General features: G+C 45.8%; 21 protein-coding genes. 4 read left to right on the top strand and 17 right to left on the bottom strand.

What is annotated here, in order from left to right; all coding sequences use genetic code 11:
• Nucleotides 1–11: 11 nt before the first annotated feature.
• The 5 genes from ihfA to L9P36_RS06430 all read right to left on the bottom strand — a co-directional run bounded on the left by ihfA (nucleotide 12) and on the right by L9P36_RS06430 (nucleotide 6,296).
• Nucleotides 12–305: an integration host factor subunit alpha gene (ihfA, locus tag L9P36_RS06450; RefSeq protein WP_237465899.1), complete on the bottom strand. Its 294-nt coding sequence runs from the start codon at nucleotides 303–305 to the stop codon at nucleotides 12–14.
• A 554-nt stretch (nucleotides 306–859) separates the two neighbouring features.
• The gene (gene pheT, locus L9P36_RS06445) at nucleotides 860–3,247 is read right to left on the bottom strand and encodes a phenylalanine--tRNA ligase subunit beta (protein WP_237465898.1); all 2,388 of its coding nucleotides are present in this window, start codon (nucleotides 3,245–3,247) and stop codon (nucleotides 860–862) included.
• Between the two features lie 19 nt (nucleotides 3,248–3,266).
• Nucleotides 3,267–4,250, bottom strand: a complete 984-nt coding sequence (gene pheS / locus L9P36_RS06440; RefSeq protein WP_237465897.1) for a phenylalanine--tRNA ligase subunit alpha — start codon at nucleotides 4,248–4,250, stop codon at nucleotides 3,267–3,269.
• 320 nt (nucleotides 4,251–4,570) lie between these two features.
• On the bottom strand, nucleotides 4,571–5,056 hold the full coding sequence (locus tag L9P36_RS06435; RefSeq protein ID WP_237465896.1) for a YbjN domain-containing protein: 486 nt from the start codon (nucleotides 5,054–5,056) through the stop codon (nucleotides 4,571–4,573).
• A 340-nt stretch (nucleotides 5,057–5,396) separates the two neighbouring features.
• Complete coding sequence (locus tag L9P36_RS06430; RefSeq protein WP_237465895.1) at nucleotides 5,397–6,296, bottom strand: LysR family transcriptional regulator; 900 nt, start codon at nucleotides 6,294–6,296, stop codon at nucleotides 5,397–5,399.
• A 143-nt stretch (nucleotides 6,297–6,439) separates the two neighbouring features.
• Between L9P36_RS06430 and L9P36_RS06425 the strand changes: the two genes are divergently transcribed.
• Together L9P36_RS06425 and L9P36_RS06420 are read left to right on the top strand one after the other, a co-directional pair.
• On the top strand, nucleotides 6,440–6,850 hold the full coding sequence (locus L9P36_RS06425) for a PACE efflux transporter (RefSeq protein ID WP_237465894.1): 411 nt from the start codon (nucleotides 6,440–6,442) through the stop codon (nucleotides 6,848–6,850).
• Nucleotides 6,851–7,038: 188 nt separating this feature from the next.
• Complete coding sequence (locus L9P36_RS06420; protein ID WP_237465893.1) at nucleotides 7,039–8,970, top strand: MOSC N-terminal beta barrel domain-containing protein; 1,932 nt, start codon at nucleotides 7,039–7,041, stop codon at nucleotides 8,968–8,970.
• A gap of 5 nt (nucleotides 8,971–8,975) precedes the next feature.
• Here the strand turns inward: L9P36_RS06420 and L9P36_RS06415 are convergent, their stop codons facing one another.
• The 4 genes from L9P36_RS06415 to L9P36_RS06400 all read right to left on the bottom strand — a co-directional run bounded on the left by L9P36_RS06415 (nucleotide 8,976) and on the right by L9P36_RS06400 (nucleotide 12,573).
• A complete protein-coding gene (locus L9P36_RS06415; protein ID WP_237465892.1) occupies nucleotides 8,976–9,515 on the bottom strand; it encodes a hypothetical protein in 540 nt (179 codons plus the stop codon).
• Nucleotides 9,515–11,683: an LruC domain-containing protein gene (locus L9P36_RS06410; protein WP_237465891.1), complete on the bottom strand. Its 2,169-nt coding sequence runs from the start codon at nucleotides 11,681–11,683 to the stop codon at nucleotides 9,515–9,517. The genes L9P36_RS06415 and L9P36_RS06410 overlap by 1 nt, the downstream gene beginning before the upstream one ends.
• Before the next feature lie 217 nt (nucleotides 11,684–11,900).
• The gene (locus L9P36_RS06405; protein ID WP_237465890.1) at nucleotides 11,901–12,269 is read right to left on the bottom strand and encodes a hypothetical protein; all 369 of its coding nucleotides are present in this window, start codon (nucleotides 12,267–12,269) and stop codon (nucleotides 11,901–11,903) included.
• Nucleotides 12,270–12,399: 130 nt separating this feature from the next.
• Nucleotides 12,400–12,573, bottom strand: coding sequence for a hypothetical protein (locus L9P36_RS06400; RefSeq protein WP_237465889.1), 174 nt, complete (start codon nucleotides 12,571–12,573; stop codon nucleotides 12,400–12,402).
• On the opposite strand from L9P36_RS06400, the gene L9P36_RS06395 reads away from it, so the two are divergent.
• On the top strand, nucleotides 12,572–13,108 hold the full coding sequence (locus L9P36_RS06395; RefSeq protein WP_237465888.1) for a DNA mismatch repair protein: 537 nt from the start codon (nucleotides 12,572–12,574) through the stop codon (nucleotides 13,106–13,108). The genes L9P36_RS06400 and L9P36_RS06395 overlap by 2 nt on opposite strands.
• A 32-nt stretch (nucleotides 13,109–13,140) precedes the next feature.
• Here L9P36_RS06395 and L9P36_RS06390 read toward each other — a convergent pair whose 3' ends face one another.
• On the bottom strand, nucleotides 13,141–14,778 hold the full coding sequence (locus L9P36_RS06390) for a methyl-accepting chemotaxis protein (RefSeq protein WP_237465887.1): 1,638 nt from the start codon (nucleotides 14,776–14,778) through the stop codon (nucleotides 13,141–13,143).
• Nucleotides 14,779–15,387: 609 nt separating this feature from the next.
• On the opposite strand from L9P36_RS06390, the gene fusA reads away from it, so the two are divergent.
• On the top strand, nucleotides 15,388–17,475 hold the full coding sequence (gene fusA / locus L9P36_RS06385; RefSeq protein WP_237465884.1) for an elongation factor G: 2,088 nt from the start codon (nucleotides 15,388–15,390) through the stop codon (nucleotides 17,473–17,475).
• Between the two features lie 270 nt (nucleotides 17,476–17,745).
• Here the strand turns inward: fusA and L9P36_RS06380 are convergent, their stop codons facing one another.
• From L9P36_RS06380 to L9P36_RS06350, 7 genes are all read right to left on the bottom strand, one after another.
• The gene (locus L9P36_RS06380) at nucleotides 17,746–19,341 is read right to left on the bottom strand and encodes an ABC-F family ATPase (protein WP_237465882.1); all 1,596 of its coding nucleotides are present in this window, start codon (nucleotides 19,339–19,341) and stop codon (nucleotides 17,746–17,748) included.
• Between the two features lie 158 nt (nucleotides 19,342–19,499).
• Nucleotides 19,500–20,360 (bottom strand): endonuclease/exonuclease/phosphatase family protein, encoded by an 861-nt coding sequence (locus tag L9P36_RS06375; RefSeq protein ID WP_237465880.1) that lies wholly within the window; start codon nucleotides 20,358–20,360, stop codon nucleotides 19,500–19,502.
• Between the two features lie 225 nt (nucleotides 20,361–20,585).
• Nucleotides 20,586–21,107, bottom strand: a complete 522-nt coding sequence (locus tag L9P36_RS06370; RefSeq protein ID WP_237465878.1) for an NUDIX hydrolase — start codon at nucleotides 21,105–21,107, stop codon at nucleotides 20,586–20,588.
• Between the two features lie 54 nt (nucleotides 21,108–21,161).
• Nucleotides 21,162–21,569 carry a ribosomal maturation YjgA family protein gene (locus tag L9P36_RS06365; RefSeq protein WP_237465876.1) on the bottom strand — a complete coding sequence of 136 codons (408 nt, stop codon included), beginning with the start codon at nucleotides 21,567–21,569 and terminating at the stop codon, nucleotides 21,162–21,164.
• Nucleotides 21,570–21,633: 64 nt separating this feature from the next.
• Nucleotides 21,634–25,530, bottom strand: coding sequence for an ATP-dependent RNA helicase HrpA (gene hrpA, locus L9P36_RS06360; RefSeq protein WP_237465874.1), 3,897 nt, complete (start codon nucleotides 25,528–25,530; stop codon nucleotides 21,634–21,636).
• Between the two features lie 160 nt (nucleotides 25,531–25,690).
• Entirely contained in the window at nucleotides 25,691–26,125 is a 435-nt protein-coding gene (locus L9P36_RS06355; RefSeq protein WP_237465872.1) for a hypothetical protein, read from the bottom strand.
• A 29-nt stretch (nucleotides 26,126–26,154) separates the two neighbouring features.
• Nucleotides 26,155–26,829, bottom strand: a complete 675-nt coding sequence (locus L9P36_RS06350; RefSeq protein ID WP_237465870.1) for a hypothetical protein — start codon at nucleotides 26,827–26,829, stop codon at nucleotides 26,155–26,157.
• Nucleotides 26,830–26,934 lie beyond the last annotated feature (105 nt).

The raw sequence follows: 26,934 nt of genomic DNA, 5'->3' as shown, positions 1-26,934 counted from the left end.
ATGAAACTGAACTAGCGACTTTTCAGCTGCTCTACGCGTGCTTTTAATTTCTGTCCAGGACGGAAAGTGACAACACGACGCGCAGTAATGGGAATATCTTCACCCGTTTTCGGGTTGCGGCCCGGCCGCTCATTCTTCTCACGCAAATCAAAGTTACCAAAACCGGATAGTTTGATCTGCTCACCATTCTCAAGAGCTTTGCGAATCTCTTCGAAAAAAACTTCCACCAGTTCCTTGGCGTCCCGCTTGCTTATTCCTAATTTTTCAAACAGGTTCTCAGCCAAATCGGCTTTTGTGAGCGCCATAGGTTTTTTCCTCAAGGCTGTTGATGTGATACATAATGTTGCGACATTGTTAATGCTACACCAAATTTTTGTAGAGCTGTCGCAAACTGTGCCTTTGATTGACAAGTCCGGTCTTCTGGGAGACTCAGCCCCTCGCCAATACCTGACAAGTTTATGCCAACTTGCTGATTTACGCCAACTTTTTATAGGGTATTTTACAAATCTTCTTGGAAATAGATTGAGTTTTGACAGAAAAAATAGACATTTTTGCATCAAAAATATAGACAGAATTCACCCAATAGAAGTAGGTTTATCCAACCAATAGACAACAATTGGTTAATAATATCGTGAAATGAAATTTTATAAGAATATTATACTTATCGAAAATCATTGCGCAACCCACTGTAATGTAATGGAAAAAATTACTTTTTGATGAAAAATAAGAATAATAAATCTTCACTACTCATAGTTTTTTTCTTTTTCGCAACATCGTACTGTTTCAGTTTGCAGAAGGTATAAAAAAAGAGACCGCGAACGGTCTCTTTTCATACTCACTAATTGGCAAAAACTAGCGATTAATCGCGTAGTTGTGCATCAAATTGCGCGCCCAAGTGCTGAACAACGAGCTCGACTACCGCACTGATGTCAGCTTCTTCCAGTGTACGCTCATCAGATTGAAGGCTGAGTGCAATCGCTAGACTCTTATCACCTTCTGCAACACCTTTACCTTGGTACACGTCAAATAGACGAGCGCCCTTAAGTAGTTCTGACTCAACATCAAGGCAAGCTTTGACCACTTCATCTGCCGCAACGTCAGCTTTCACAATCATCGCGATATCACGACGGTTCGCTGGGAACTTAGAAAGACGTACTGCTTCTGGCACCATACGTTTTTCAATCGCTGACCATTCAATTTCAAACACAATGGTGCGACCGTTTAAGCCAAACTTACGCTCTAGCTCTGGATGAACGGTACCAATCACACCGACGGCTTCGCCATCAAGCATGATCACAGCAGATTGTCCCGGGTGAAGTGCTGGGTGACTGGCCGCTTGCAGCGTATAAGCATTGTCGTTACCAGTCAGCTCAAAGATCGCTTCAAGGTCACCTTTCAAATCAAAGAAATCAACGCTGTTGCTTTCAAGATTCCAATGCTCTTCATTGCGACTACCCGCAATCACACCTGCTAGCATCACTTCTTGGCGCATGCCGTTCTCGGCGGCTTGGTCAGGAATAAAGCGTAAACCTTGCTCAAACAAACGCACACGTGGCTGTTGGCGTTTTTGGTTATAAACAACAGTATTCAACAAGCCTTGAATCAAGCTCAAACGCATCGCTGACATTTCAGCTGAAATTGGGTTTGGTAAAATCAGTGGTTCAACATCAGGCACAATCAGTTTTTGCTGCTCAGGTTCAACGAAGCTATAAGTAATCGCTTCATGGAAACCACGATCAACCAAAAGATCGCGAACGCGTTTTAGTGGTAAATTCGCTTCTTGATGAAGATTCATGGTCAGTGCAGCAACAGGCGCTTGCACTGGAATATTGTCGTAGCCATAAATACGGCCCACTTCTTCAATCAAGTCTTGCTCAATGGCAATGTCAAAACGCCAAGATGGTGCAACAGCTGTCCAACCTGCATCGGTTGTCTCTACTTGCATACCAAGACGGTTTAGGATCTCAACCACATCGCTATCAGCAATATGATGGCCCAATAGATTGTCTAGCTTGCTACGGCGCAGTGCGACAGTTTTTGCTTTTGGTAGATCAGCATCTGACTCAACAGCAACCACAGGGCCTGCTTCACCACCGCAAATGGCAATCAATAGCTCAGTTGCGCGCTCCATCGCACTTGGTTGCAATGCAAAATCAACACCACGCTCAAAGCGCATCGATGAATCTGTATGCAAACCATAGCTGCGAGCACGACCTCGGATATGATCCGGCGCGAAGAACGCACACTCAAGTAGGACATCTTTAGTTTCAGCTGTCACGCCTGAGCCTTCACCACCGAAGACACCGGCGATGGCCAGAGCTTGATTGTGGTCCGCAACGACCAAAGTATCACTGTTTAGCTCAGCTTCGCTGCCATCAAGCAGGGTCAGTTTTTCACCTTGCTCTGCCATACGTACTACAATACCACCATTGATCTTCGCAAGATCGAAGGCGTGCATTGGTTGGCCTTGCTCAAGCAACACATAGTTGGTGACATCAACTACAGGATCAATGGAGCGAATACCACAACGACGCAATTTTTCTTGCATCCAAAGTGGTGTTTGCGCTGCAACATTGACATTTTTCACCACGCGGCCAAGATAACGAGGACATGCGGCTGGTGCTTTCACGTCAATCGCAACTGTATCTTGCAAGCTCACAGCAACTGCAGAAGACGCAGGCTCAGTCACATCAGCACGGTTTAACACACCCACTTCACGCGCAAGGCCGCGAATGCTAAAGCAGTCTGCACGGTTAGCAGTCAAATCAACGTCAATAGTGACATCATTTAGACCTAAGAATTCACGGAAATCGGTACCAACTACCGCATTCTCAGCAAGTTCCATGATGCCATTGGATTCAACATCAATACCAAGCTCAGAGAAAGAGCACAGCATGCCATGAGATGGCTGACCGCGAAGTTTTGCTTTCTTAATTTTGAAATCGCCAGGCAATACAGCGCCAACGGTTGCAACCGCAACTTTTAAGCCCTGACGGCAGTTTGCAGCGCCGCACACGATATCAAGTAGTTCTTCTTCGCCCACATCAACTTTAGTTACGCGAAGTTTATCGGCGTCTGGATGTTGGCCACACTCAACCACATGCCCTACTTTCACACCGGTGAATGAACCAGCAACAGGAAGGACATCGTCCACTTCCAAGCCAGCCATGGTAATTTGATGTGTTAGCTCGTCAGTTGTAACCGCAGGGTTAACCCACTCACGAAGCCAGGATTCACTAAATTTCATTTTTACTAGCTCCTAATGGTTACTTGAATTGCTTAAGAAAACGTAGGTCGTTCTCAAAGAACGCACGCAAGTCATTTACGCCATAGCGAAGCATAGTCAAACGCTCAACGCCCATACCAAAAGCAAAGCCTTGATACTCTTCAGGGTCGATGTTTACTGCGCGAAGTACATTTGGGTGCACCATACCGCAACCCAGAACTTCTAGCCATTTGCCATTTTTACCTTTTACGTCCACTTCCGCTGAAGGCTCAGTGAATGGGAAGTAAGAAGGACGGAAGCGAATTTCCAAATCTTCTTCAAAGAAGTTACAAAGGAAATCGTTCAAAATGCCTTTTAGCTGAGCAAAGTTGATGTTTTTATCCACCATCATGCCTTCCACTTGGTGGAACATTGGCGTGTGTGTTTGGTCGTAGTCATTACGGTATACACGGCCAGGCGCAATAAAGCGAAGTGGTGGCTGCTCAGCCTCCATGGTACGAATTTGTACACCTGAAGTGTGAGTACGCAACATCAGCTTAGGATTAAAGAAGAAGGTGTCGTGATCAGTACGTGCAGGGTGATCGGCCGCGATATTCAAGGCATCGAAGTTATGAAAATCATCTTCGATTTCAGGGCCTTTTTTCACTGCAAAACCAAGCTCACCAAAGAAAGTTTCGATACGTTCAATGGTGCGAGTCACTGGGTGCAAACCACCATTCTCAATGCGACGACCTGGCAGGGTCACATCAATGGTTTCTGCGGCAAGTTTTGCTTCAAGCTCTGCTTTTTGCAGCGCATCACGACGCGCGTTAATTGCTTGCTGAACTTCTTGCTTGGCTTGGTTGATAAGCTGACCTGCTTCACGGCGCTCTTCTGGTGGCAATTTGCCCAAGCTTTGCAGTTGCAGCGTTAAATCGCCTTTTTTTCCTAAGTATTGCACGCGAATTTCATCAAGTGCCGCTAGGTTATCCACCTCAGCTAGCGCTTGTGTCGCGTTGGCAATGATTGCTTCTAGTTGTTGCATGATGTCCTCGTTTCCTCGATACCATAAGGCGTGGCATCAAGGGTTGATACAGTCAAATGGCATAACGTGACATAGTAATGAATGCGCTGCGCAAAGCAAATACTTATTGGGGGGAGACACTTGAGAGTGCTGATTCTTTAAACAAGGACAAATTCTAATGCAAAGTGGTTTGAATCTTTTTCGACCCATTTCCATTTCTCAGGTAAAAAAGCAAGTGAAAAACGCATATGAAAAGCGGGCTAAAAAAAGAGCTTTTGTTAAAAAGCTCTTTCAATGAAATGTGCGGCTGTTTGTGCCTTCTAAAAACCACTGTTTTTAGACTAAAGCGTCCCTTTCGGATCTACTGGCGTAATATTGGCAATGACGAACTCATGATAGGGCTTGATGTACATCAAGAAGAATTTCACAAAATCGATGACCTCTTCATCATCAAAGGCGCCATCAAAGCTATACAAATCTGCTTCCATCACCGGATCGCCATCAGCATCAAGATAGATACGCGCAAATCGGTTCTTTTTATTCCACAAATTTATTTCATCAAGTGGTACCGCGCCAACGCCCATGGCGTAATAAGCTGAAATCCCCGCGACACCGCGATTCTTAATTAAAAATGCACTGCGATTGGGAAGACGAACCGCCACAATCCCTTTTCGCACCAAAATAGTTTGCTCGTGACCACCCTCTTTTAGAATTTTCACCAATTGCTGATCGGTAAATTCAGTCACACCCTGTGCGAAACCTGTACTGGCAACCAACGCCGTTGCCGCAAATACCCCTGCTTGCACTAACTTTTTTAGTCCCAACATGCCCATCCCCTTATCGATGTTTTGACCACAGCAAAATTGCTTATGTGATCTAGATCATAGAATAGAGATTGAAAACATCAGTCCAGATAGTGCGACAAACGAGCCGAGTTAGATAAAAAAGACGCCTAAAAAAACAAACAATGCCCAGTTTCACTGGCCTGTGCGCTCACGATGTTTTTTTCGTCAAAATTTTCACCTTTATTTTAAAACGATGTAAGACTCACTGCGCAACATCCAGCTACATAGAACAAAAGAGACTATCCCTAAAACTCATTGACCAGGCGCGTTTCCAAAACTGCTTAACCTAAACACCTTTAAGCAAACCAAGCAAAGCCAACCGCTATTCATCCATTGCTGCGCCTTGCAAAAAAATCTGCTGTAGCTGCATCGCCGCTGGCCCTAAAGGCTGACGACGTAACCAAATGAGATCGACAGGCTGTTGCCAAGGCACGTCACTTCGATCCATTTGTAGCGCAATCAGACTTGGATGCTGCGGCTCTTTTTCCAACATATATTGCGGTAAAATGGTCCAACCAATATTGGCAGCTGCCAGCATTTTTGCGGCCTCTAAGCTGTCACATTGCCAAACGCGATCCGCAATACGCTCGGTTAAAGGCGACTGGCCATAACTTGGCGCATCTCCCTGACTCAGCAGAATTTGGGTGTGGGATTCAAAATCGCTCAAACTAAGATCCGTCAGTTCAGCTAAGGGATGAGCGACGCCACACACCATCTTTAACTGAATTGAACCGACATTTCTCATCATAAACTCTGGGCCCGGTAATACTTGCTGGCGCACTAACGCAAGCTGCCCTATGCCTTGATTAAGCGCCTGATAGATATGCTGCGCGTCAGCAAATTTCAATGTCACTGAAAGCTGTGGAAATTGCGCGTTTAACTGCGCAAGTGCATGGCTCACATAAGGCGTCATCACCATATGCTCGACATAAATTGATAAGTGGGATTCGATGCCTTGCTCAATCGCATCTGCTAGCGACATCAGCTCATCGCTATCAAGTAATACCCGCCTTGCGCGCACCAGCAGTAATTCACCAGCTGGTGTTAACCTCGGATAACGCCCTTGGCGATCAAAAAGCTGAAGATTTAAATCCATTTCAAGATTTGCAATATTGGTACTCACCACAGATTGCGCGCGGCCAAGCTCCCGAGCGGCAGCAGAAAAGGATCCCTGCTCAGCACTTACCACAAAGGACTTCAACTGCTCTAATGAAAATCGCATCAATACGCTCACTCAACCAATAACCAATCCAGAACCAAATATGCCACAGCCAAACAGCTATCTATAAATTAGATGGTATCTAACTTTTTATTATCAATAAAAGCCATATATTACACCCAATTCAATGTGTAAAGAGGTTCTATATGCATCAAACTTGGGATCGCATTCGTCACGCCGTCGGTTTTGAGCTATTGGGTTTAGTGCTTATTGTCGGCATTCTCAGTCAATTTGGATTTTCCGTGGGTCATGTGGGGGTACTTGGGGTATTTTTTGCCATCATCGCCACCGCATGGAACTATGTATATAACCTAGGTTTTGACCGATGGTTGAAAAAATCCCAAGGTCATACGGAAAAAACGCAACAGCAGCGTTTATGCCACGCCCTAGGCTTTGAATTTGGCCTGCTCTGGCTCACCATTCCAGCGCTGGCATGGTGGCTAAATATCTCGCTTTGGCAAGCCTTTGTGATGGATATTGGGTTGGTTGTCTTCTACCTTATATATGCCTATTTCTATAACTTGGCTTACGATCGCCTATTTCCCATTCCTGTATAAGTGCTAGGTCCATAGGTGCCAGGTACATAGGCCTTGGTGCATAAATGATATTCGGTACGTAGGTGTTAGCTACATTGATGTTGGGACGCAGCCGCATAGCCGCTTCAATGAAAACAATTGCTCTCAACGTCTTGGCGCAAAGCAAGGCGTTGTTTATCATCGAAGAAAAAACAAAGAAAGGATGAGCCATGCTTATTCCAAAATTGAGCGATATCTTTATTTATCCCATAAAATCAGCGGCTGCTACCTCACAAAATCACGCGCAGGTTACATTAGAGGGGCTTTGTCATGATCGCCGCTTTATGCTCATGGGTGTGCAAGGTGAGATGATCACTGCGCGCCAATTTCCAGTCTTAATTGGTGTACAGGTACAATTCGATGGCCAGACGCTCACCATTAGTGCGCCAAGCCAAGCGCCCATCTCGATGATGCGCGAACAATGGCAACTCACCGCAAAAACAGCGCAGATCTGGCATGACACCTTCACTGCCTATCACTGCCATGCCAGCTTGGATCAATGGTTCTCACAGCTGCTTAATCATCCCGTCAGCCTGCTCTATTGCGGCGAGCAGTCGCAACGTTATCGTGACAAGCTCAAGCGCAGCATCAATTTAGCCGACTCAAGTCCCATCTCTTTGATTAGCCAAGCTTCGCTCGACGCACTGAATACACACAGCCCATTACCACAACAAATGTTGCAGTTTCGTCCCAATTTGGTGGTCGAAGGTTGCGATGCCTTTGCTGAAGATAGCTGGCAACAAATTCAAATTGGTGAGGTGATTTTTGATGTTCGTGCACCGATTATGCGCTGTGCAATGACTCAAATTGACCCTATTTCGGCCCTTGTTCAAACAGACAATGAACCGATGAAAACACTGGCGACTTTTCGCGCTAATAGCAAAGGCGAAGTTTACTTTGGGCAAAAATTGGTGGCGCAAAATACAGGCACTATCTCAATGGGCGATCCTATTCAAGTGCTCAGTAAAAAAACGCCTATCTCGCTTAGCGCGGCCAATCGCATCATTAACCCAAGCCGTACCGTCAACCCAAGTCTCACCGTCAGCCCAAGTCGCAGCGACGCCCCAGAAACACCCAAGCAGCTACCGTCGATGAATATTCGCTGCACGGATAAAAAACGCATCGCGCCGCATTTTTATCAGTTTGAATTTGTGGTGGAAACAAGCAGTCGAAAAGGCAGTCAACGACATCATTCGTTAGCGTTTCAAGCGGGACAATTTGTATCTCTCAATGTACCCATTCAAGGGCAATCCCATCAGCGCAGTTATAGCGTGAGCCAGTGGCAACAGAATAAGGTATCAGGAGAGATTCGCTTTCAGCTAATGATTAAACGAGTTGATCATGGCTTAGTTTCTAACTGGCTCATTGACCAGCTGAAACCTAAGGATCGCTTACAAGCCAGTGCGCCGCAGGGAGAGTTTTGCTTACAACGCGAGCCATCACCCGTACTGCTGATGTCTGCGGGTAGTGGTATCACACCAATGCTGGCAATGCTGACCCAACTCCTGGCTGAGATGCACAATCGCGATGTGATTTTCTATTATTTGTGCCATCAGGAATCAGATGCTGCAGTGCTTTCGCACTTGCACAGCCTTGCAGCCCAGCACCCCCAATTTGATTTACGACTGGCGCTGTCTAAACCGACGCAGCCGTGGACTGGATTAACAGGACGACTCAATCTTGGCCATATTCGCGCCCTGCCCGATCTTAAGTCTTTTCAAATTTATCTGTGCGGACCCAATGGCTTTATGGAAAAAGCACAGCAATTACTACTCAGACAAGGCGTGGCGCAAAACCAAATTCATCAAGAGTTTTTCCAAACATCCACACCAACTGGTGCAAAGCAAGATTGCAGCATTCAATTTGATGGCTTTCGATTTATGGGCAATAACCAAGCCAGCTTGCTGCTTCAACTTGAACAACAAGGCCTGCAGTTGGCGCATAGTTGTCGCAGCGGTTTTTGCGGTGCGTGTAAAGTCACCATTCGAGAAGGCAAAGTTAACCACGGCCATTCACAGGCATTAACCCCTGAGGAAATAGCGCAAGGCCAAGCATTGGCCTGTTGCTGTATTCCTCTGACCGATATTGTGGTTGAGCGCTAAACCCATCACTCATTCAGCTGCCAGTACAATTGCGCTGCTGGCAGCGAAAAAACGCGGCGTTTTACTTGTAGCGGGTTCAGATCGTCAAGCACCTCGACCAGCACACCTTCCATATGACTAAAAACCAACCATGACCCTTGCCAATCACCGTCAAACTGCACCGATAAAAATTTTGTATCTGGGTTGGGTAAGGGCAATCCTGATTCATCCAATTGATAATCACGATAGAGATTAATTCGACCCGACCTGATGTTGGCAACCACCCGCAGCTCTGAAATATAGTTGCGGCTAAAATCAAACCCTTCTGGCGCGCTCAACTGACTAAAGTCTTTATTGGCGGGTGCTGGCTCAGCGCTTGATTCACTGGGCGTCAATTGCACTAACTCAACCCCTAAAGGCGCATCGAGGGCACTAAGCTCAACGGAATCATCCTCTTCTTCTATCGCGGCGGCTGGTGGATTTGTCGAACTCGATGAGCCACCTCCGCCTCCACCACCACAGGCAACTAACAGCAGTAAACTTATCAATAAGCTGAGGTATCGCATCACTCTTCTCCCGTATAGTTAAATAGATGACGGCTAATGGGCTGCGTAAACCAGTTTTGACTCAGATCGCCGTTTGACTCGACAAATTCGACCAAATTGGGATATGCCGAAACCAAATCAACATATTCTGCAGGGTGCGCCCAATTCGATTGGGTGATCTCTAATGCCCAAGGTAATCCCGTATCCGTAAGATAACTTTGATAACTTGGCGCCTCGCTATTGGCAGCCGCACTATTTTGAGCATCGATGACGGAAGCATCATCGCCTTGCGTAAATAAGCTGGCATCCGCTAAATCTGTGTAAGGTTGATTCATTAAATGAATTTCCAACCCGCGGCCGGGATAATTCACGCCAAAGAAGTTGCCGCGATAGCGATTTTCAGTAGCAAAAATAAATGGATTTAGCGGCATCGCTGGTAAATTTTGCGCCTCAATTCCGGCTTCAAATGGAATACTGGCAACAAACTCAAATTGCGAATTGGACTGACAGTTTTGCCATGTGCGGAAAAAGTCATAGAGGCAGCCTTGCGAAGTCAGGTGCTGGCGCAGATTATTGCTGATCATCACCACCAACTCGCTTTGCCCCGCTTCAATGGTGGAATGGTTGACTTGCACCTCGCCGTTATAGCGCACAGCGGCTAAATCAACGTCTGCGGCATTTGCTGGTACGCCCTCAAAGTGCACGGCAAAGCCATTACTAAAACTGGCGCCATAACCCGTGAGCTGACCATGAATATCGACGCGAATCACTTCGCCTGCTTCCATTACAGTGACGACACGATAATTTAAAACCACATCGTTAAAATCATAATCGCCAACCAAGGGCCAATTATCTTCATAGGCCAATGTGACCCAGCTATTTTCACCGGGGTAATAGCTGTAATCTAAATCTGAAGCCACAACAGTAATGGCATGATCCTCAACTTCACCCACGCTCGCCCCGCCGTAAGATGGCAATCCCGCTTGGTCAAAGCTTCGAAAACGTGCCCAAGTTTGCCCACCAACGGCATCATCTGGTACACGAATCAGCACTGTATTGGCGCCAGGTGATAGCGTCATATCTGACAGGGTATTTTCACCCGCATCAAACTGACCATTTTGATTCCAATCGAACCAAGCATTGACCACGGTATCAGCGCCGCCACCAATGTAAATTTGCAGCGCGGTATCAAAGCCAGCTTTCACTGGTGATAAGAAGATCACCCCATCGTCGTCATCGGCACCATGAGCGTCATCGGATGCGGGTGAAACTTGCGCTTCACCTTCGGCATCAACCGCAATCCCCAATAGATAGTTAGGGCTTAACACTAAATGCCGCGCGCCGTTTTCATCCAAACTGGTTTGGTAACTGTCCGGCGCATCGCCAAAGTCGGTAAATCGTGCTAGTACTGGCGCATTCGCACAGCGCGCACCATCATTATTACCGGTTGGCTCGGCCTGCGCGAAATAAACACCGGTGGGCACAGGATTATCAACATCCCGAATATCAATGCGAAATACCTGTCCATTGTCATTTCGCGCCACATAAAGGTAGCCATTGACATCAAAGTAATGGGCGCCGAGCGCTGTACCGCGAACGCCAGTTTCGCCTAAATATTCGGTCGCGCCAGTCGATGCGTTGATGCGATAAAGCTTACCGTTACTGCCCACCACAGCGTAGATATGCCCATCACCGGGATGAAATGCCATATCATGAATGCCCAGCGGCGCATTGGTGGTGATGGTTTGTGCTGTCAAAGTCGATTGGCTCAAATCAACGCGATAAAGCCCTCGGTTAGTGGAATAGAGGTAATAATCGCCATCATAAATATCACCAATATAAAAATTGACCGCTGGCAAACCCGAGACATCCAAAAGCTCACCATTGAAATAGCGATCCAGACGAATGATGGAGAGTGTTTCTTTATTAAAACCGTAGAGGTAGCGATCGGCTTCGTTAAAGGCTAGCGAATTAACACGATTACCAACGAAACCATCCGAAGTCGATAGCACGCGCACCAGACCCGTGGCTAAGTCCACCGATTTATAATAAGTTTCATAGCCGCCGCTTGGGGTTGATGTTCCCTGTGATAAAAATGCTTCGGTTGGACAAGCATCAAATGGCATTGCTGCATGCGCTGCAGGCATCAACATCATGCTTGCGAATGTTATTGCGAGAGTTTGATTCATCATTGCGCTCCTCTAGTCGCGATCTAGAGGGCAAATTCAGTGCCAAACCATCAGTCTTATTTATTCTATTGATTTATCAATATTTAAATGTTCTGCCTCAAGACAAATAACGGCCTTTTTCGCGTTTTGCAATGTGCTCGATGCAAATCAAAAAACACCCCCAAGCAGTCATAATAAAAAAAGCCAGCATGTGCTGGCTTAATGAAAGCAATGAAGTTCACAGGGTATCTTGGCTACATTGAATTTGATGATCGAAACAAAGCCCCTCTTTTTTCGAGCATTTTTCTAAGGTTTTTCCCTTCGCTTCAGCGCGCGTTCGCCCCGTCCCGTAAATACCGCCTGCATTTAAATCATTGAGATAACAGCCCCAAACATTGCTTCGGGAGTCCTCGTCATCCAGCGATTGGCCATTGAGTACAATGCGCTCTAATCGGCGCACCTCACGACGAAGCTGTTTTACTTCAGCACGCAGCGCTCGAATCTCGGCACTTTGCTGAGCTTGCGTATCCACATCACTTTTAGCCATGACAAGCATCGGAAAACTTGCCAGCAAAGCGCCCAATATGACGCTTATCCCTCTTTTCATCCTGCCTCCGTTTCAATCTCGCGCATCATGGCATTCCCCATGACTGTAGCAAAGCTGTTGAAAATAAGCTGTGATTCACATCGATAAGACAGCCTTGATTGCCCCCCTACAAATGCAAGCCTCGCTAAATTTAAGCACTATGTGAACCAACCGGCTTCAACAAATAGCCTGTGACAGCGTCACTCATATGGCAATTAAGCGCACCCACTGTTCGCCATACCGTCGGCACTTTGCCACAGGATAGCGCTTTATTTTCTATGCTATGGACAGAAGACAGTGCCAAAACGATGAGAGGGTCAGCCATGGCATTTTCAATTCAACGCATTCCCGTCTGGTTATTTATCTTGCTGGGTCTTCTTTTGAATATTGTGGCCATCTTGATTTCTAGCGTGATTCTCGAACAATACAATCAGCGAAATCAACGGCTACATGAGCAGCAAACAGAGTATCTCGACCATATCAGTCAAGCTTGGCGAAAAGTCGAAAATTTAGAGCGAAAACGCGAATGGACATGGCTCATGATGCAGCGCTTAGCGGCCAATCAAGATGCGAAAGTCACACCTACACTTATTGCGCAGCTTCAACCTTGGCTCAATCAGCCCCTCAATAACATCAGTTATCAATCTCTATTTCAGTTGATTGACCAAGACCAGCAACAGCTGAGAGAAAAAATCGATACCGCTTATATCGAGACCCTTACAATTAAGCAGCGACTTCAAACAAACAGCCAGAATGCGGCCTATCTTCATCACCTTGCGCTTTTTTTGCAGATACTAGGGCTCACCCTATTGTTAGCGCGAGATCTATTAGGCCATCGGCATGATCAAAAAAGCCGGTGACAAGCACCGGCTTTTATCAACCCATAGGCTGATTATGCAAGTCGAAAGCGACTCACATTATTTTGTAGCTCGCTGGCAAGCTGTGCCAAAGACATACAAGCTTGCGCTGTTTGCCCTGCACCTTCAGCCACTTCAAGTGAAGATTGGTTGATGGTTTCAGCGTTGCGGCTGAGCTCTTCTGTCACTGAATTTTGCTCGCTACATGCGCTCGCAATTTGCATACTCATGCTGGCGATTTGAGAAACACCTTGCTCAATGCTGTGGATCTCTTGTCCTGAGCTATGCGCTTGCGTCACACACTCTTGGATCATCTCACAGCTGCGCTGCGTTGAGGTGCCCGCTTCTTTCGTACGTGCTTGTAGGATCTCAATAATCTTAATAATTTCTGTAGTCGATGTTTGTGTACGACCTGCAAGGGTGCGCACTTCATCAGCAACCACCGCAAAACCACGACCTTGCTCACCCGCACGCGCCGCTTCAATCGCCGCGTTCAGTGCAAGCAAGTTAGTTTGCTCTGCAATGCCATTGATCACATCAACAACCATACTAATGCTGGCTGAATCTTTCTCAAGTTGATTAACAAGCTCACCCGTATTTTCCATTACTTGCGCAACACGTTGAATGCTATCGATATTCTCTTGAACCACATGGATACCACGATTGGCATTTTCAGTTGCTGCCATCGCTGCATTGGATGCTTCTTCTGTATTGCTGGCAACCTCATGCACCGTTGATTGCATCTGCTCCATGGCAGTGGCGATCATATTGATTTGATCTTGTTGAATACGCATGCCATGCGAGGTTTGCTCAGAAACCGCACTCACCTCTTCAACCGCCGCGCTTAGCTGCGTTGCAGCGCCGGTGATGTGGTAAAGCACTTCACGCAATTTATCTTGCATCGCTACGCAAGATGATGCCAACAGACCCAATTCATCTTTGCCCATATTCGATAAATCAAGTTGATAGGTTAAATCACCATCTGCAATGCGACCGGCCATTTTCATCACTTCATTCAGTGGACGGCAAATACCGCGCGTCAAGATCACCGTCACGATCGCCATAAATATTAAAATCATGCCAATGGCGATGAGATTAAGCATCACAGCGCGATTCACGCGATCATGTGCAAGCGCGCTATCGCTATGCGCGTAGCCAGTGTTGAGGTCATCGAGTTTACCAATGGCAGTAACAAGAGTGAGATAGTCATTAACGCTAGAGAGCATCTCTTGGTTGGCTGCGAATTGATCTTTATTCTCAATCGCTTTTACAAAAGCAGTTTGGTGGGATTGGTATTTTTGCCAAGCATTGGTCACTGCAGCATAGAGGCGTGCATCCTCTTCTTCGCCGGCCACCATGGCTGATTTATATTTTTCTAGGTTGGAGTCCATGTTCGCCAGTAGCTTTTGATAGTCATCAAGCCACTGTGACATTTTAGGGCTGTTTAAATTGGGGATAAGTGAGAACTGATCTTTACGAATGGTCGCAGCGTCAGTTTCCATCTCTTTAACAAGAATGATGCTTGGCATAGTGACTTCAGTCACCAATGATAAGCTGTTTTGAATTTCGTGCGTTTCATTAATTAAAAAGGCACCCATTGCGACTACCGCTAAACCTGCAATCGCAAATGCCCCGCCAATTTTTTTACCGACGGATAGATTTTTTAGTCTCATTTCTCATAGGCCTCGAAATAATATTCCATTAGCAGCAGCCCTATCATATGAAAAATGTCAAATTATTGAAGGTTTTCTGAAAAATGACGTACGTTTAAAGCGTAAACATCAAACAGTATGACGTATCTTTATATTTTAAAGTGCGAATCATTGGCTCCGTGATTGCTCGATTTGCGCTGGTTCTCCACATGGCAAAGCGCCCCATCACGCAATCTCTAGTATTGAAAGTCTGTACTAAAAAAAGTGATTGTTCTAAAAACCAGATACAAACGCTCCCATATAAAGATAAATAAGACTATCTATCAATAGATTGAACTTCAGACTGAACTTTGCGGACAAATCACACCGCTCGTTTGTCTGAAAAACGAGCATTTGACGTGCGAAAAATAAATCACGATCTCATTTCCTTATCGGCAAGATTGATTTTCTAACCTGCTCACAAATGAAAGTGATTAAAAGTGCGCTCATTTGCGGTTGTTTCCTCGCCAATGTCACCTTTGAGAGAGTGAAAAACAAACAAATGAAACAAGGAGGCATCTATACTCTTGGTAGCGCTGAAGATTGTGTTATACTCAGCGCGTTTTTATATCCTATTAACAGAGTAAAACGATGACCGATTTATCAAAATACAGAAACATTGGTATTTTCGCCCACGTTGATGCGGGTAAAACCACAACAACTGAGCGTATCCTTAAGCTAACTGGTAAAATCCACAAGATCGGTGACACACACGATGGCTCAACGACTACTGACTTCATGGAGCAGGAAGCTGAGCGTGGTATTACAATCCAGTCTGCAGCCGTTAGCTGTTTCTGGAACGATCACCGCCTAAACGTTATCGATACTCCAGGACACGTAGACTTCACCGTTGAAGTATACCGTTCACTTAAAGTTCTTGATGGCGGTATCGGTGTATTCTGTGGTTCTGGCGGTGTTGAGCCTCAGTCAGAAACCAACTGGCGTTATGCGAACGAATCAGAAGTATCTCGTCTGATCTTCGTTAACAAACTAGACCGTATGGGCGCAGACTTCTTCAACGTTGTTGATCAAGTGAAAAAAGTTCTTGGTGCTACGCCACTAGTAATGACTCTACCAATCGGCCGCGAAGAAGACTTCGTTGGTGTTGTAGACGTTCTTACTCGTAAAGCATTCATCTGGGATGACACTGGCCTACCAGAAAACTACACCGTGACTGACGTTCCAGCAGACATGGTTGATGATGTTGAAGCATACCGTGAAGAGATGATCGAAACTGCTGTTGAGCAAGACGATGATCTAATGGAAGCTTACATGGAAGGTGAAGAGCCTTCTATCGAAGACATCAAGCGTTGTATCCGTAAAGGTACTCGTGACCTAGCGTTCTTCCCAACTTACTGTGGTTCTGCGTACAAAAACAAAGGTATCCAGCTTGTTCTAGATGCAGTTGTTGACTACCTACCAGCACCAACTGAAGTTGATCCACAGCCTTTGACTGATCCAGAAACTGGTGAGCCAACTGGCGAAGTTGCAACTGTATCTGCTGATGAGCCACTACGTGCTCTTGCGTTCAAGATCATGGACGACCGTTTCGGCGCCCTAACCTTCGTACGTATCTACTCAGGTAAAATTGCTAAGGGTGACACCATCCTTAACTCTGCAACTGGTAAGACTGAGCGTGTTGGCCGTATGGTTGAGATGCAAGCAAATGACCGTAATGAACTAACTTCTGCACAAGCGGGCGACATCATCGCAATCGTTGGTATGAAGAACGTTCAGACTGGTCACACACTATGTGATCCTAAGCACGAGTGTACGCTTGAAGCGATGATCTTCCCTACTCCAGTTATCTCTATCGCTGTTGCTCCTAAGGACAAAGGCGGTTCTGAGAAAATGGGTATTGCGATCGGTAAAATGGTTGCAGAAGATCCATCTTTCCAAGTTGAAACTGACGAAGAAACTGGCGAAACCATCCTTAAAGGTATGGGTGAACTTCACCTAGATATCAAAGTTGATATCTTGAAGCGTACTTACGGCGTTGACCTAATCGTAGGTAAACCACAAGTTGCTTACCGTGAAACCATCACTAAGCCTGTTGAAGATAGCTACACGCATAAGAAACAGTCTGGTGGTTCTGGTCAGTTCGGTAAGATCGACTACCGCATCAAACCTGGCGAGCAAGGTACTGGCTTCAAGTTCGTTTCTACCGTTGTTGGTGGTAACGTTCCTAAAGAATTCTGGCCTGCAATCGAGAAAGGCTTCGAAGGCATGATGAACACTGGTCCTCTAGCAGGCTTCCCAGTGCTTGACGTTGAAGTTGAACTATACGACGGTGGTTTCCACGCAGTTGACTCATCTGCAATCGCATTTGAAATCGCAGCGAAAGGCGCATTCCGTCAATCTATGCCTAAAGCAGGTCCTCAACTTCTTGAGCCAATCATGCACGTAGACGTATTCACTCCAGAAGATCACGTTGGTGATGTTATTGGTGACTTGAACCGTCGTCGCGGTATGATCAAAGACCAACAAGCAGGTCTAACTGGCGTACGTATCAAGGGTGATGTTCCACTTTCTGAAATGTTCGGCTACATCGGTACCCTACGAACTATGACTTCTGGTCGTGGTCAGTTCTCTATGGAGTTCGCACACTACGCACCATGTCCTGCAAACGTAGCAGAAGCTGTAATTGCAGAGCAAAAAGAGAAAAACGCGAAGAAATAATTTCTGACCGTGACTCTTTCAAAACCCTCGCCTCGGCGAGGGTTTTTTTATGCGCATCATTTCGCCTTAGCAAAACACGCGTGTTCTTAGAAAAAAGATGCATGCTGAAATATCTCGTTCAGGCAATCTACACCCACGATAAAACTTTGTTTCGCTCATCGATGGCAAAGTTGATTACTGAAATGACACTTACTGAAATAGTTAATCACTGAAATTACGCCATAAAAAAAGCGAGCTCTCGGCTCGCTTTTTAGCAAATGACTTTGGAAATTAGTAAGTCAATTCACGCTTCGCCAAGTACTCATCATAAGTACCATGGAAATCATTGACACCCTCTTTGGTGATCTCAATGATGCGCGTTGCAATTGAAGATACGAATTGACGATCGTGAGAGACAAATAGCAAGGTGCCTTTGTAGTTCTCAAGTGCCAAGTTTAATGCTTCAATGGATTCCATATCCATGTGGTTGGTTGGCTCATCCATCAACAAAATGTTTGGACGTTGCATGATCAATTTGCCAAATAGCATACGACCTTGCTCACCACCAGAGATCACACGTACCGATTTCTTAATATCATTTTGTGAGAACAGCATACGGCCCAAAATACCACGCACAGTTTGCTCATCCTCACCTTCATTTTTCCACTGAGACATCCAATCTAATAGACTCATGTCAGCTTCAAAATCAGCACTATGATCTTGCGCATAGAAACCAATGTTGTGGTTTTCAGACCATTTGATCATGCCGCTCATTGGCTCCATGGCACCTGCAAGGGTATTCAATAGCGTCGATTTACCGATACCATTTTCACCGATGATTGCCACACGCTCACCCACTTCAATACGTAGGTTTACGCCATTAAATAGAATGTTATCACCATAGCCTTGAGTCAAGCCTTCAACTTCAAGCGCATTACGGAACAGCACTTTCTCTTGGTCAAAACGGATAAATGGTGACTGGCGGCTTGATGCTTTCACTTCTGTGAGTTGGATTTTATCAAGCTGCTTTTGACGTGAGGTGGCTTGTTTTGCTTTCGATGCATTCGCAGAGAAGCGGCTCACAAAGGTCTGAAGCTCAGCTATTTGTGCTTTTTTCTTGGCGTTATCTGCTGTAATGCGGTCTTTCGCTTGCTCAGCGGCAATCATGTATTCGTCATAGTTACCAGGGAATAGACGAAGCTCACCATAATCCAAGTCCGCCATATGGGTACACACGGTGTTGAGGAAGTGACGGTCATGCGAAATGATAATCATGGTGCAGTTACGCGCCAGTAGAATCTCTTCCAACCAACCAATGGTGTGCATATCCAAGTTGTTCGTTGGTTCGTCAAGTAGCATGATATCAGGCTCTGCAAAGAGCACCTGCGCAAGCAGCACACGCACTTTCAAACCCGGTGCCACTTCACTCATCAAACCAAAGTGCATGGACTCAGGAATGCCCAAGCCAAGCAGTAATTCACCGGCGCGCGCTTCAGCAGAATATCCATCCATCTCAGCGAATTCTACTTCTAGGTCGCCAACACGCATGCCATCTTCATCTGACATTTCTGGCATAGCATAGATACGGTCGCGCTCTTCTTTCACGGTCCACAACTCTTTGTGGCCCATGATCACAGTATCAATCACTGTGTATTGTTCGTAAGCAAACTGATCCTGACCCAATTTTGCCATACGCTCATTTGGGTCTTTAGAAACAACACCAGCCGATGGCTCAAGCTCACCGCCTAAGATTTTCATAAATGTGGATTTACCACAGCCATTGGCACCAATCAGACCATAACGGTTGCCTTGACCAAATTTAATCGAGATGTTTTCAAACAGAGGCTTATCGCCAAACTGCATGGTGATATTTGCGGTTGTTAGCACAAACAGTTCCTAATACTTCATAAAGCCGCCAACGCTGACAGGCTCAAATTGTGAATTCGAAAAAAAGCTGGCGGGGTGCCAGCTTTTGCGATGTGCGGATTGTATCAGATTTTGTGATCGCAATCAGTTTTATTGTTGAGACCCTTTATGCTTGCGCCTTACTGCTCAAGCATCTTCATATCAACGATAATTGGCAAGTGATCGGTGACTGCCGGCCAATTCACATCTGAATACGGTGCGTTTACCTGTGGCACAGTGATCGACTCAACCTGCCAGCGTTGCGCCTTACCCGTCATAATATAATCCACTTGGATTTCTGGGTTGCCAGCAGGCCAGCTACGAAAATCAACTTCGCTATCGACAATATTGTTCCAATAGCGACCTAGCTCTTGAACAGTTGCTGAGTTAGGCACATCGTTCATATCCCCCATCAAAATTTTAATACCACGGGTATCGATCGCAGCATCATTCAATGCACGTACTTGATCAATACGCATCGCTGGATCTTCTTTGGTATCTAAATGGGCATTAAATACGGTGATCGGCGCTTCAAAACCAGGCACTTTAATATGTGCTTCAAAGCCAATACGCTGCTCACGTGTACCAGAAGGCAATAGATTCACTTCAGTTTTCAAAATTGGATATTTTGAAGCAATCGCCAGACCATATTGACCCCCATCGAAATCAATGGCGCGACCAAAGGCGACATGCATCCCAGTCAATTTTTCTAATTGTTTCGCCTGATCAACTTTGCCACTACGGCCGGTTAAAACATCAACCTCTTGAATCGCAATCACATCAGCATCAATTGCTTTAATCGCTTTGGCGATCTCTTCCATTGAGCCAACACGCGCCGCCGCCATATTAAACGTAGCGACACGCAAGCTTGGTGCTTGCTCTTGGCTGTAGGTTTTATTTAAAAGATTTGATTGCGCTTGATACGGTTCACGATGCCCACCTGCCATCGCAGTTGCAGAAAAAATCAACGCCAGTGGCAGCAAAGCTGTTTTCAATTTCATGGGGTATTCCTATTGTGTTTATTGTTATTACACTACAACATGCATAGGGATAGGTTTGCAGTGACTATTGTCACACAAATCCAGAAAAAGATGAAAGCAGCTGATAATTCAATGAATTGAACTTCACACTTTGAAATGTTCGGCATCTACACTCAGTGAAACAGCCAATTTTTTAGATAAAAAAAGCACCTTATCAGTGCTCCTTTCGATCATGTTTTGAATGTATTAACCAAGCAATTGATCGACAATTCTCTCCAATAAGAATGTCTCCCGCTCAATGCTTAAACCTTTTTTATCGCTCTCGGCCATGGTGCGATGATTATGGGCAATGGCTTGATGAATGTTGACCCAACGCGGTTCCATCCCATTTTTGATTTCATACGCTTCAAATTGCGTATCACCAAGCTCACGATCAATACGACAAGTAAAACAATAGGACAGCATGTGCATGACATTAGCATCGTCTTTATACCAAGGCCGATACTCCTCATAGCAACCAAAAGCCATAATATCACGAATATTTTGTGCGCCCGTTTCCTCTTGAAGCTCGCGGATCATCCCTGCTTGCGCCGATTCATTGGGCTCTAAGCCACCACCAGGAATGGAATAATCATCATAACGAGCGGTATACATTAGCAAAATATCTTGCCCATCAAGCGCAATAGCGCGCGCTGCGGGACGCTCGACAAGACGCATGGTTTCTAAGTCGGTAATATCAGGATGGATGGTCGTTCGAAGCAATTTCATAACACAATTCAGTATGATTAAGGCGAAAATCCGGCAGTCTACGGATTTATTTCGTTATTTCAAGAGCGTCGATAAAGCCCTTTGCCGAACCGAAACCCAGCGCATGTGAGCGACATAAAGACCAACAGCCAATAGCGCACCTAAGCTATAGGCCAATAAATCTAAAGGGTCATACACACGACCAATGAGAATATTCACCATGGGGATATGAGACAGCCCCAAACGCGGCACTAGGTCAAAATACTGAGCAAATTCAACGCTCAATGCAAAAGCCCACATCAATGGCACAATCAATGGCCAACGCTTGGGCCACAGTGAAGAAAAGAAAAAACACATCAAAGGGACAATCAGCAGATCGCCAATAAAGGGACGAATAAATTGGTCACGCACATACAAGCCAATATAAAGCTCAATGCAACATATCACGACCAGCATTAGGATATGAAAACGACGAGAATGCATCATTTAACCTTTTGTTATTTATAAAAAAGATGGCTTTCGCCATCTTTTTTGATTCTATTGACGATTAAATCGCATCAATCGCCTGTTTCACCCGCTTATCTGAAACCGGATATGGCGTGCCTAGCTGCTGGGCAAAGTAGCTGACGCGCAGCTCTTCAATCATCCAACGGATCTCTTGAACGCCTTTTGGCATCACCTGCCCCTTAGGTAACTTATTGAGCAACTCTTGATAGGATTTTTGCACTGCCTCTACCTTAAGTAGATGGGCGCGATCACGATTCGGATCAATCGGTAGTTTTTCAAGGCGACGCTCAATGGCTTTTAGATAACGAATCAAATCAACCAAACGCGTATCACCTGTCGCGGTGACAAAGCCTTTATAGATCAAACCATCGAGCTGCGCTTTGACATCTGACATCGCAAAAGCCGTGGTTAAATCCACGCGTCCTTTGAGTTTTTTACCGATTTGAAACGACAGCGTTAGGATCTGCTCAACGCGCTCTGCAATTTCCACCACAGTATCACCAAGCTCACCACGAATGGTTTCTTTTAAGCGCTCAAAAGCATCACCTTGCCATACCACCCCACCATGTTTGGCGATTAAGGTATCAATGGCGCAGTTGATGCAATCATCAATCAAATCGAGCACGCGACCATAGGGGTTAAAATAGAGACCTAACTTGGATTTATTCGGCAAGTTGTCATGTAGGTATTTGATGGGCGATGGCACATTAAGCAACACCAAACGGCGCAAGCCCTGCTGCATCGCTTGCTGCTGCTCATACTCGTTATCAAACAAGCTAATAGCAACGCTGTCTTTTTGATCCACCAAAGCTGGGTAGGCTTTAACCTCATAACCACCGCGCTTTTGTGTATATTGCAATGGCAACTCGCCAAAACTCCAAGTGCGCAACCCTTGCTGCTCAATATCGTCATCAGCTACTTGCGATAAGGTCTCTTTGACTTTCTCTTGCAAAGAGAGTTTAAGCTCATGCAGATCGTAATGTTCTTTAAGTTTTCGATTGCGATGGTCCACAGCGCGGTAGGTAATCTTCAGATGGTCAGGGATCTGCGTTAATTGCCAATCTTCACGTAAAATCGTGGTACCTGTCATGCGCTTGAGCTCTTTCTCTAAGCAGTCCAGTAAAGGCCCCTGCTCTGGATTGGCGCGCGCCAAGAATGCCGAGGCGTAGTTTGGCGCTGGCACAAAGTTACGTCGTAACTGCTTCGGTAGCGATTTAATCAGTGCAATCACCAATTCTTGACGTAATCCCGGAATTTGCCAATCAAAGCCAACAGGCTCAACTTGGTTCAGAATCGGCAGCGGCAAATGCACGGTCACCCCATCATGATCTTCACCTGGCTCAAACTGATAACTCAGTTTGAGTTTCAAACCATTTTGGTGCCAAAAATTCGGGTAATCTAACTCTGTAATATGGCTAGCATCCCCTTTCAGCAGCATGTCGCGCTCAAAATTCAGCAGTTCTGGCTCATCTTTTTGCGCTTTTTTCCACCAGCTATCAAAATGCTTACCGGAAACTACATCATGGGGAATACGCGCATCATAAAAGGCAAATAGGGTTTCATCGTCAACCACAATATCGCGACGGCGCGATTTGTGTTCCAGATCTTCCACTTCGGCCAGTAAACGGCGGTTATTTTTGAAAAAGGCGTGCTTGGTTTCCCAGTCCCCTTCAACCAACGCGCTGCGTATAAAGAGTTCGCGACAAAGCGCAGGATCAATTTGGCTATACACCACCTTACGCTTAGCCACCACGGGCAAACCGTAAAGCGTCACTCTTTCAAAGGCGGCCACAGCTGCGCGCTGTTTTTCCCAGTGCGGCTCGCTATAGCTGTATTTAAGAAGATGCGCCGCTAACGGCTCAATCCATTCAGGTTGAATTTTCGCAACGCCGCGCGCCCACAGTTTGGAAGTTTCAACCAGTTCGGCAGCCATCACCCATTTCGGCTGTTTTTTAAACAAGCCTGAACTTGGAAAAATAGAAAAACGAGCATTACGCGCGCCAAAATATTCGTGTTTTTCTACATCTTTAATACCGATGTGTGACAGCAAGCCCGAGAGCAATGCGGTATGCACTGCTTGAAAATTTGCCGGCTCTTGATTGCGTTTAAAGCCAAGCTCTTTAACCACCAGTGCCAATTGATAATGAATATCCTGCCATTCACGAATACGTAAATAGTTGAGGTACTCTTTTTGACACTGCTTTCTGAACTGGTTGCTCGATAACTCATGCTGCTGCGTTTTGATGTGATCCCATAGGTTCACAAAGGCAAGAAAATCAGACTCTTTGTCCTCAAAACGGCGATGCTTTTCATCCGCTGCTTGCTGCTTGTCGCTTGGGCGCTCTCGAGGATCTTGAATCGACAGGCCCGCTGTAATAATCATCAGCTCATTTAAACAGCCCAATTTATGGGCTTCAAGCACCATACGACCCAAGCGTGGATCAATCGGTAAACGCGAAAGCTGCTCACCCAGTTTGGTCAGCGCACGCTGATTTTGACGCTCTTTTTGTGGCGCTTTCAGCGCGCCTAGCTCTTCAAGCAGACGCACACCATCTTGAATATTGCGGCTATCGGGCGCTTCCACAAATGGGAAAGCTTGAATATCGCCCAGACCAATAGCGGTCATTTGCAAAATAACCGATGCTAGGTTGGTACGCAGGATTTCTGGATCGGTAAATTCCGGACGGCCAAGAAAATCCTCTTCGCTATAAAGACGAATACAGATACCTTCAGCAACACGGCCACAGCGGCCCTTACGCTGATTGGCACTGGCTTGTGATACAGGCTCAATTGGCAGACGCTGCACCTTGGTGCGATAGCTATAACGACTAATGCGAGCGGTACCTGGATCAATCACATAACGAATACCAGGGACAGTTAATGAGGTTTCCGCCACGTTGGTGGACAGCACAATACGGCGACCAGAATGCGAACTAAAGACGCGATTTTGCTCACTGGCAGATAAGCGCGCATAAAGCGGCAAAATTTCGGTATCACGTAAATTACGTTTATTGAGCGCATGGGCCGTATCGCGAATTTCACGCTCGCCATTCATAAAGATCAGAATGTCACCAAGCCCTTCATCGCAGAGTTCATCGACCGCTTCAAAAATGGCCTCTAACTCATCGCGATCGCCTTTTGACTCAAAAGGCCGATAACGCACTTCAACAGGATAGGTGCGACCAGATACTTCGATAATCGGGGCGCCAAAAAAGTGTTTCGAAAAACGCTCCGTATCAATGGTTGCCGAAGTGATAATAACTTTCAGATCAGGGCGTTTAGGCAAAATCTCACGTAAATAACCCATAATGAAATCGATGTTCAAACTGCGCTCATGCGCTTCATCGATAATAATGGTGTCATATTGGTTGAGATAGCGATCTGACTGAATTTCAGCAAGCAAAATACCGTCGGTCATCAGCTTAATTTGGCTTTGCTCTGAAACTTGATCGCTAAAGCGCACTTTAAAGCCCACTTGACTGCCAAGCTCACAACGCATCTCTTCTGCAATCCGTGTGGCCACTGAGCGCGCAGCTAAACGACGCGGCTGGGTGTGTGCAATGGTACCAAATACACCGCGCCCAGCTTCAAGGCACATTTTCGGCAGCTGCGTGGTTTTACCTGAGCCAGTTTCACCCGCAATAATCACCACTTGATGGTCACGAATGGCGCGCACGATCTCCTCGCGCTTTTGACTGACAGGTAATAGTTCAGGGTAATCCAAATGATGGGGCGCATTTTTTCGCGCCGCAGCGCGCGAACAAGAAGCATCAATCAACTGTTCGATTTCAGAAACCACTGCGCTTCGAGCGCTGGCTTTGGCAATTTTTTGTGCCCCTTGAAGGCGGCGACGCAGAATGAATCGGTCCTTGAGCATACACTCGGAGAGTCGTTTCATCGCTTTTTGAATATGTTCTTTTGCTGGAGAGTCAGACATCACTTAAAAACTCAATCAGGTTACAGCCCTCACGGCTGGTATTGCCGCAATCTTATCACACATTCAAGTAAATCAAGCGGTGCGATCCATTTCTATCCGCCAGATAAGACAAAAGCCGCTAAAGCGGCTCTGTGTCTGATAGTGATCATGTCAAATTTGGCTAAAAACCTTCAAAAGCTTCGCTGAGCCATTTTTCAAGTGCCTGCACATTTTGCGGCTCAACTGCGGGATATCGATGCAACTGATCCACTGCAATATGCGCTTGAAATTGATCGCCTTCATATAAATCATCATCAACCAGATGATGCAGTAAGTGTTGATCCAAATCAGTCAACGGCAGATGGCCAATAACTCGCCAATCGCCCTGTTGCAAGTAACAAAGATCGCTGTATAACACAGTGACAAAATCACCATTCATCTCAATTTGATGATAATCCTCACCGAACTCAGTGTTGGCCATAAATTGGCGTTCAGGGCTGAGTAGAACAAAACCAATACAATTAGGTATCCGCTCTGACAGCCAGATCAATTTGGCTACCGCCTCTTTACCATCATAAGGGATGATAAACAGATCACCACAACGCACGGACTCCATAGGTGCTCCTATTAAAGGATACGATGCAATTACTTCACTGCGTCCTGCCAGCTCAGTACAAGATCTTCAAGCTTATCATTGAGTAGTTGTGTAAATGGGTCGTCAGATTTCATTAGCTGTGATGAGGTACAAATTTCATCACCATCAAAGGTACGAAGCACTGTGTCAGTTTCTTGTGCAAGGAAGAAATAAACATCTTGTTCTTCACCTGCAGCAAAAGCCAAGGTGCCTTGCTCAAAATCAGCCACACGGTGACCACAATCGAGCTCATCTTCAAGCTGCCAACCAAAATCTGCCATATAGTCTGTCACATTTGTCAGTAGGCTTGGTGTGAGCAAAGTAAAACCTTGGTAAATATCACCATGGCTCTCAACCAGTGGTTGCAATCCGAAGCTAATGAAACCGATTTCAGATACAACCTCTTTGTAACTTGCTGGCAGCATCATTGCAAAACGCTGTTCCATTTGCGCGAGATAAGTCGCATCAATTGCTGCATCTTCTAAATGAAGCATTGGCAAACCAGAAGCCACTAATGCATTTAGCGGTACCGCGCGAATCAATTTGATTTTTTCAATTGCATTGCGTGCATTCGCAAAGCGCGAAAAAAACTGCATATCAGACAAAATCTGCGTCAAACTGCTCTCAGTTTTCCATACAGAGGCTGTGTGAATTGGTTGTGCGATTGTGCTGTTTGCTTGCAACATGGTTGTTTCTCCATCAGTGACCAAAAGGCTAAATAAACTGAAACGACAATGGAAAACGGTGTTACAAAATGGGTATTCAAGAAGGATAAAACTGGGGCGGCGAAA

The organism is Vibrio stylophorae, from assembly GCF_921293875.1.
GTDB lineage: Bacteria > Pseudomonadota > Gammaproteobacteria > Enterobacterales > Vibrionaceae > Vibrio_A > Vibrio_A stylophorae.
Note: the sequence above shows the minus strand (reverse complement) of the source record. Positions and strands in the feature narration are given on the sequence as shown.

Bases quoted from the DNA above. Each gene is read 5' to 3' on its own strand.
- ihfA (WP_237465899.1), bottom strand. From the start codon at position 305: ATGGCGCTCACAAAAGCCGATTTGGCTGAGAACCTGTTTGAAAAATTA.
- pheT (WP_237465898.1), bottom strand. From the start codon at position 3,247: ATGAAATTTAGTGAATCCTGGCTTCGTGAGTGGGTTAACCCTGCGGTT.
- pheS (WP_237465897.1), bottom strand. From the start codon at position 4,250: ATGCAACAACTAGAAGCAATCATTGCCAACGCGACACAAGCGCTAGCT.
- L9P36_RS06435 (WP_237465896.1), bottom strand. From the start codon at position 5,056: ATGTTGGGACTAAAAAAGTTAGTGCAAGCAGGGGTATTTGCGGCAACG.
- L9P36_RS06430 (WP_237465895.1), bottom strand. From the start codon at position 6,296: ATGCGATTTTCATTAGAGCAGTTGAAGTCCTTTGTGGTAAGTGCTGAG.
- L9P36_RS06425 (WP_237465894.1), top strand. From the start codon at position 6,440: ATGCATCAAACTTGGGATCGCATTCGTCACGCCGTCGGTTTTGAGCTA.
- L9P36_RS06420 (WP_237465893.1), top strand. From the start codon at position 7,039: ATGCTTATTCCAAAATTGAGCGATATCTTTATTTATCCCATAAAATCA.
- L9P36_RS06415 (WP_237465892.1), bottom strand. From the start codon at position 9,515: ATGCGATACCTCAGCTTATTGATAAGTTTACTGCTGTTAGTTGCCTGT.
- L9P36_RS06410 (WP_237465891.1), bottom strand. From the start codon at position 11,683: ATGAATCAAACTCTCGCAATAACATTCGCAAGCATGATGTTGATGCCT.
- L9P36_RS06405 (WP_237465890.1), bottom strand. From the start codon at position 12,269: ATGAAAAGAGGGATAAGCGTCATATTGGGCGCTTTGCTGGCAAGTTTT.
- L9P36_RS06395 (WP_237465888.1), top strand. From the start codon at position 12,572: ATGGCATTTTCAATTCAACGCATTCCCGTCTGGTTATTTATCTTGCTG.
- L9P36_RS06400 (WP_237465889.1), bottom strand. From the start codon at position 12,573: ATGGCTGACCCTCTCATCGTTTTGGCACTGTCTTCTGTCCATAGCATA.
- L9P36_RS06390 (WP_237465887.1), bottom strand. From the start codon at position 14,778: ATGAGACTAAAAAATCTATCCGTCGGTAAAAAAATTGGCGGGGCATTT.
- fusA (WP_237465884.1), top strand. From the start codon at position 15,388: ATGACCGATTTATCAAAATACAGAAACATTGGTATTTTCGCCCACGTT.
- L9P36_RS06375 (WP_237465880.1), bottom strand. From the start codon at position 20,360: ATGAAATTGAAAACAGCTTTGCTGCCACTGGCGTTGATTTTTTCTGCA.
- L9P36_RS06370 (WP_237465878.1), bottom strand. From the start codon at position 21,107: ATGAAATTGCTTCGAACGACCATCCATCCTGATATTACCGACTTAGAA.
- L9P36_RS06365 (WP_237465876.1), bottom strand. From the start codon at position 21,569: ATGCATTCTCGTCGTTTTCATATCCTAATGCTGGTCGTGATATGTTGC.
- hrpA (WP_237465874.1), bottom strand. From the start codon at position 25,530: ATGTCTGACTCTCCAGCAAAAGAACATATTCAAAAAGCGATGAAACGA.
- L9P36_RS06355 (WP_237465872.1), bottom strand. From the start codon at position 26,125: ATGGAGTCCGTGCGTTGTGGTGATCTGTTTATCATCCCTTATGATGGT.
- L9P36_RS06350 (WP_237465870.1), bottom strand. From the start codon at position 26,829: ATGTTGCAAGCAAACAGCACAATCGCACAACCAATTCACACAGCCTCT.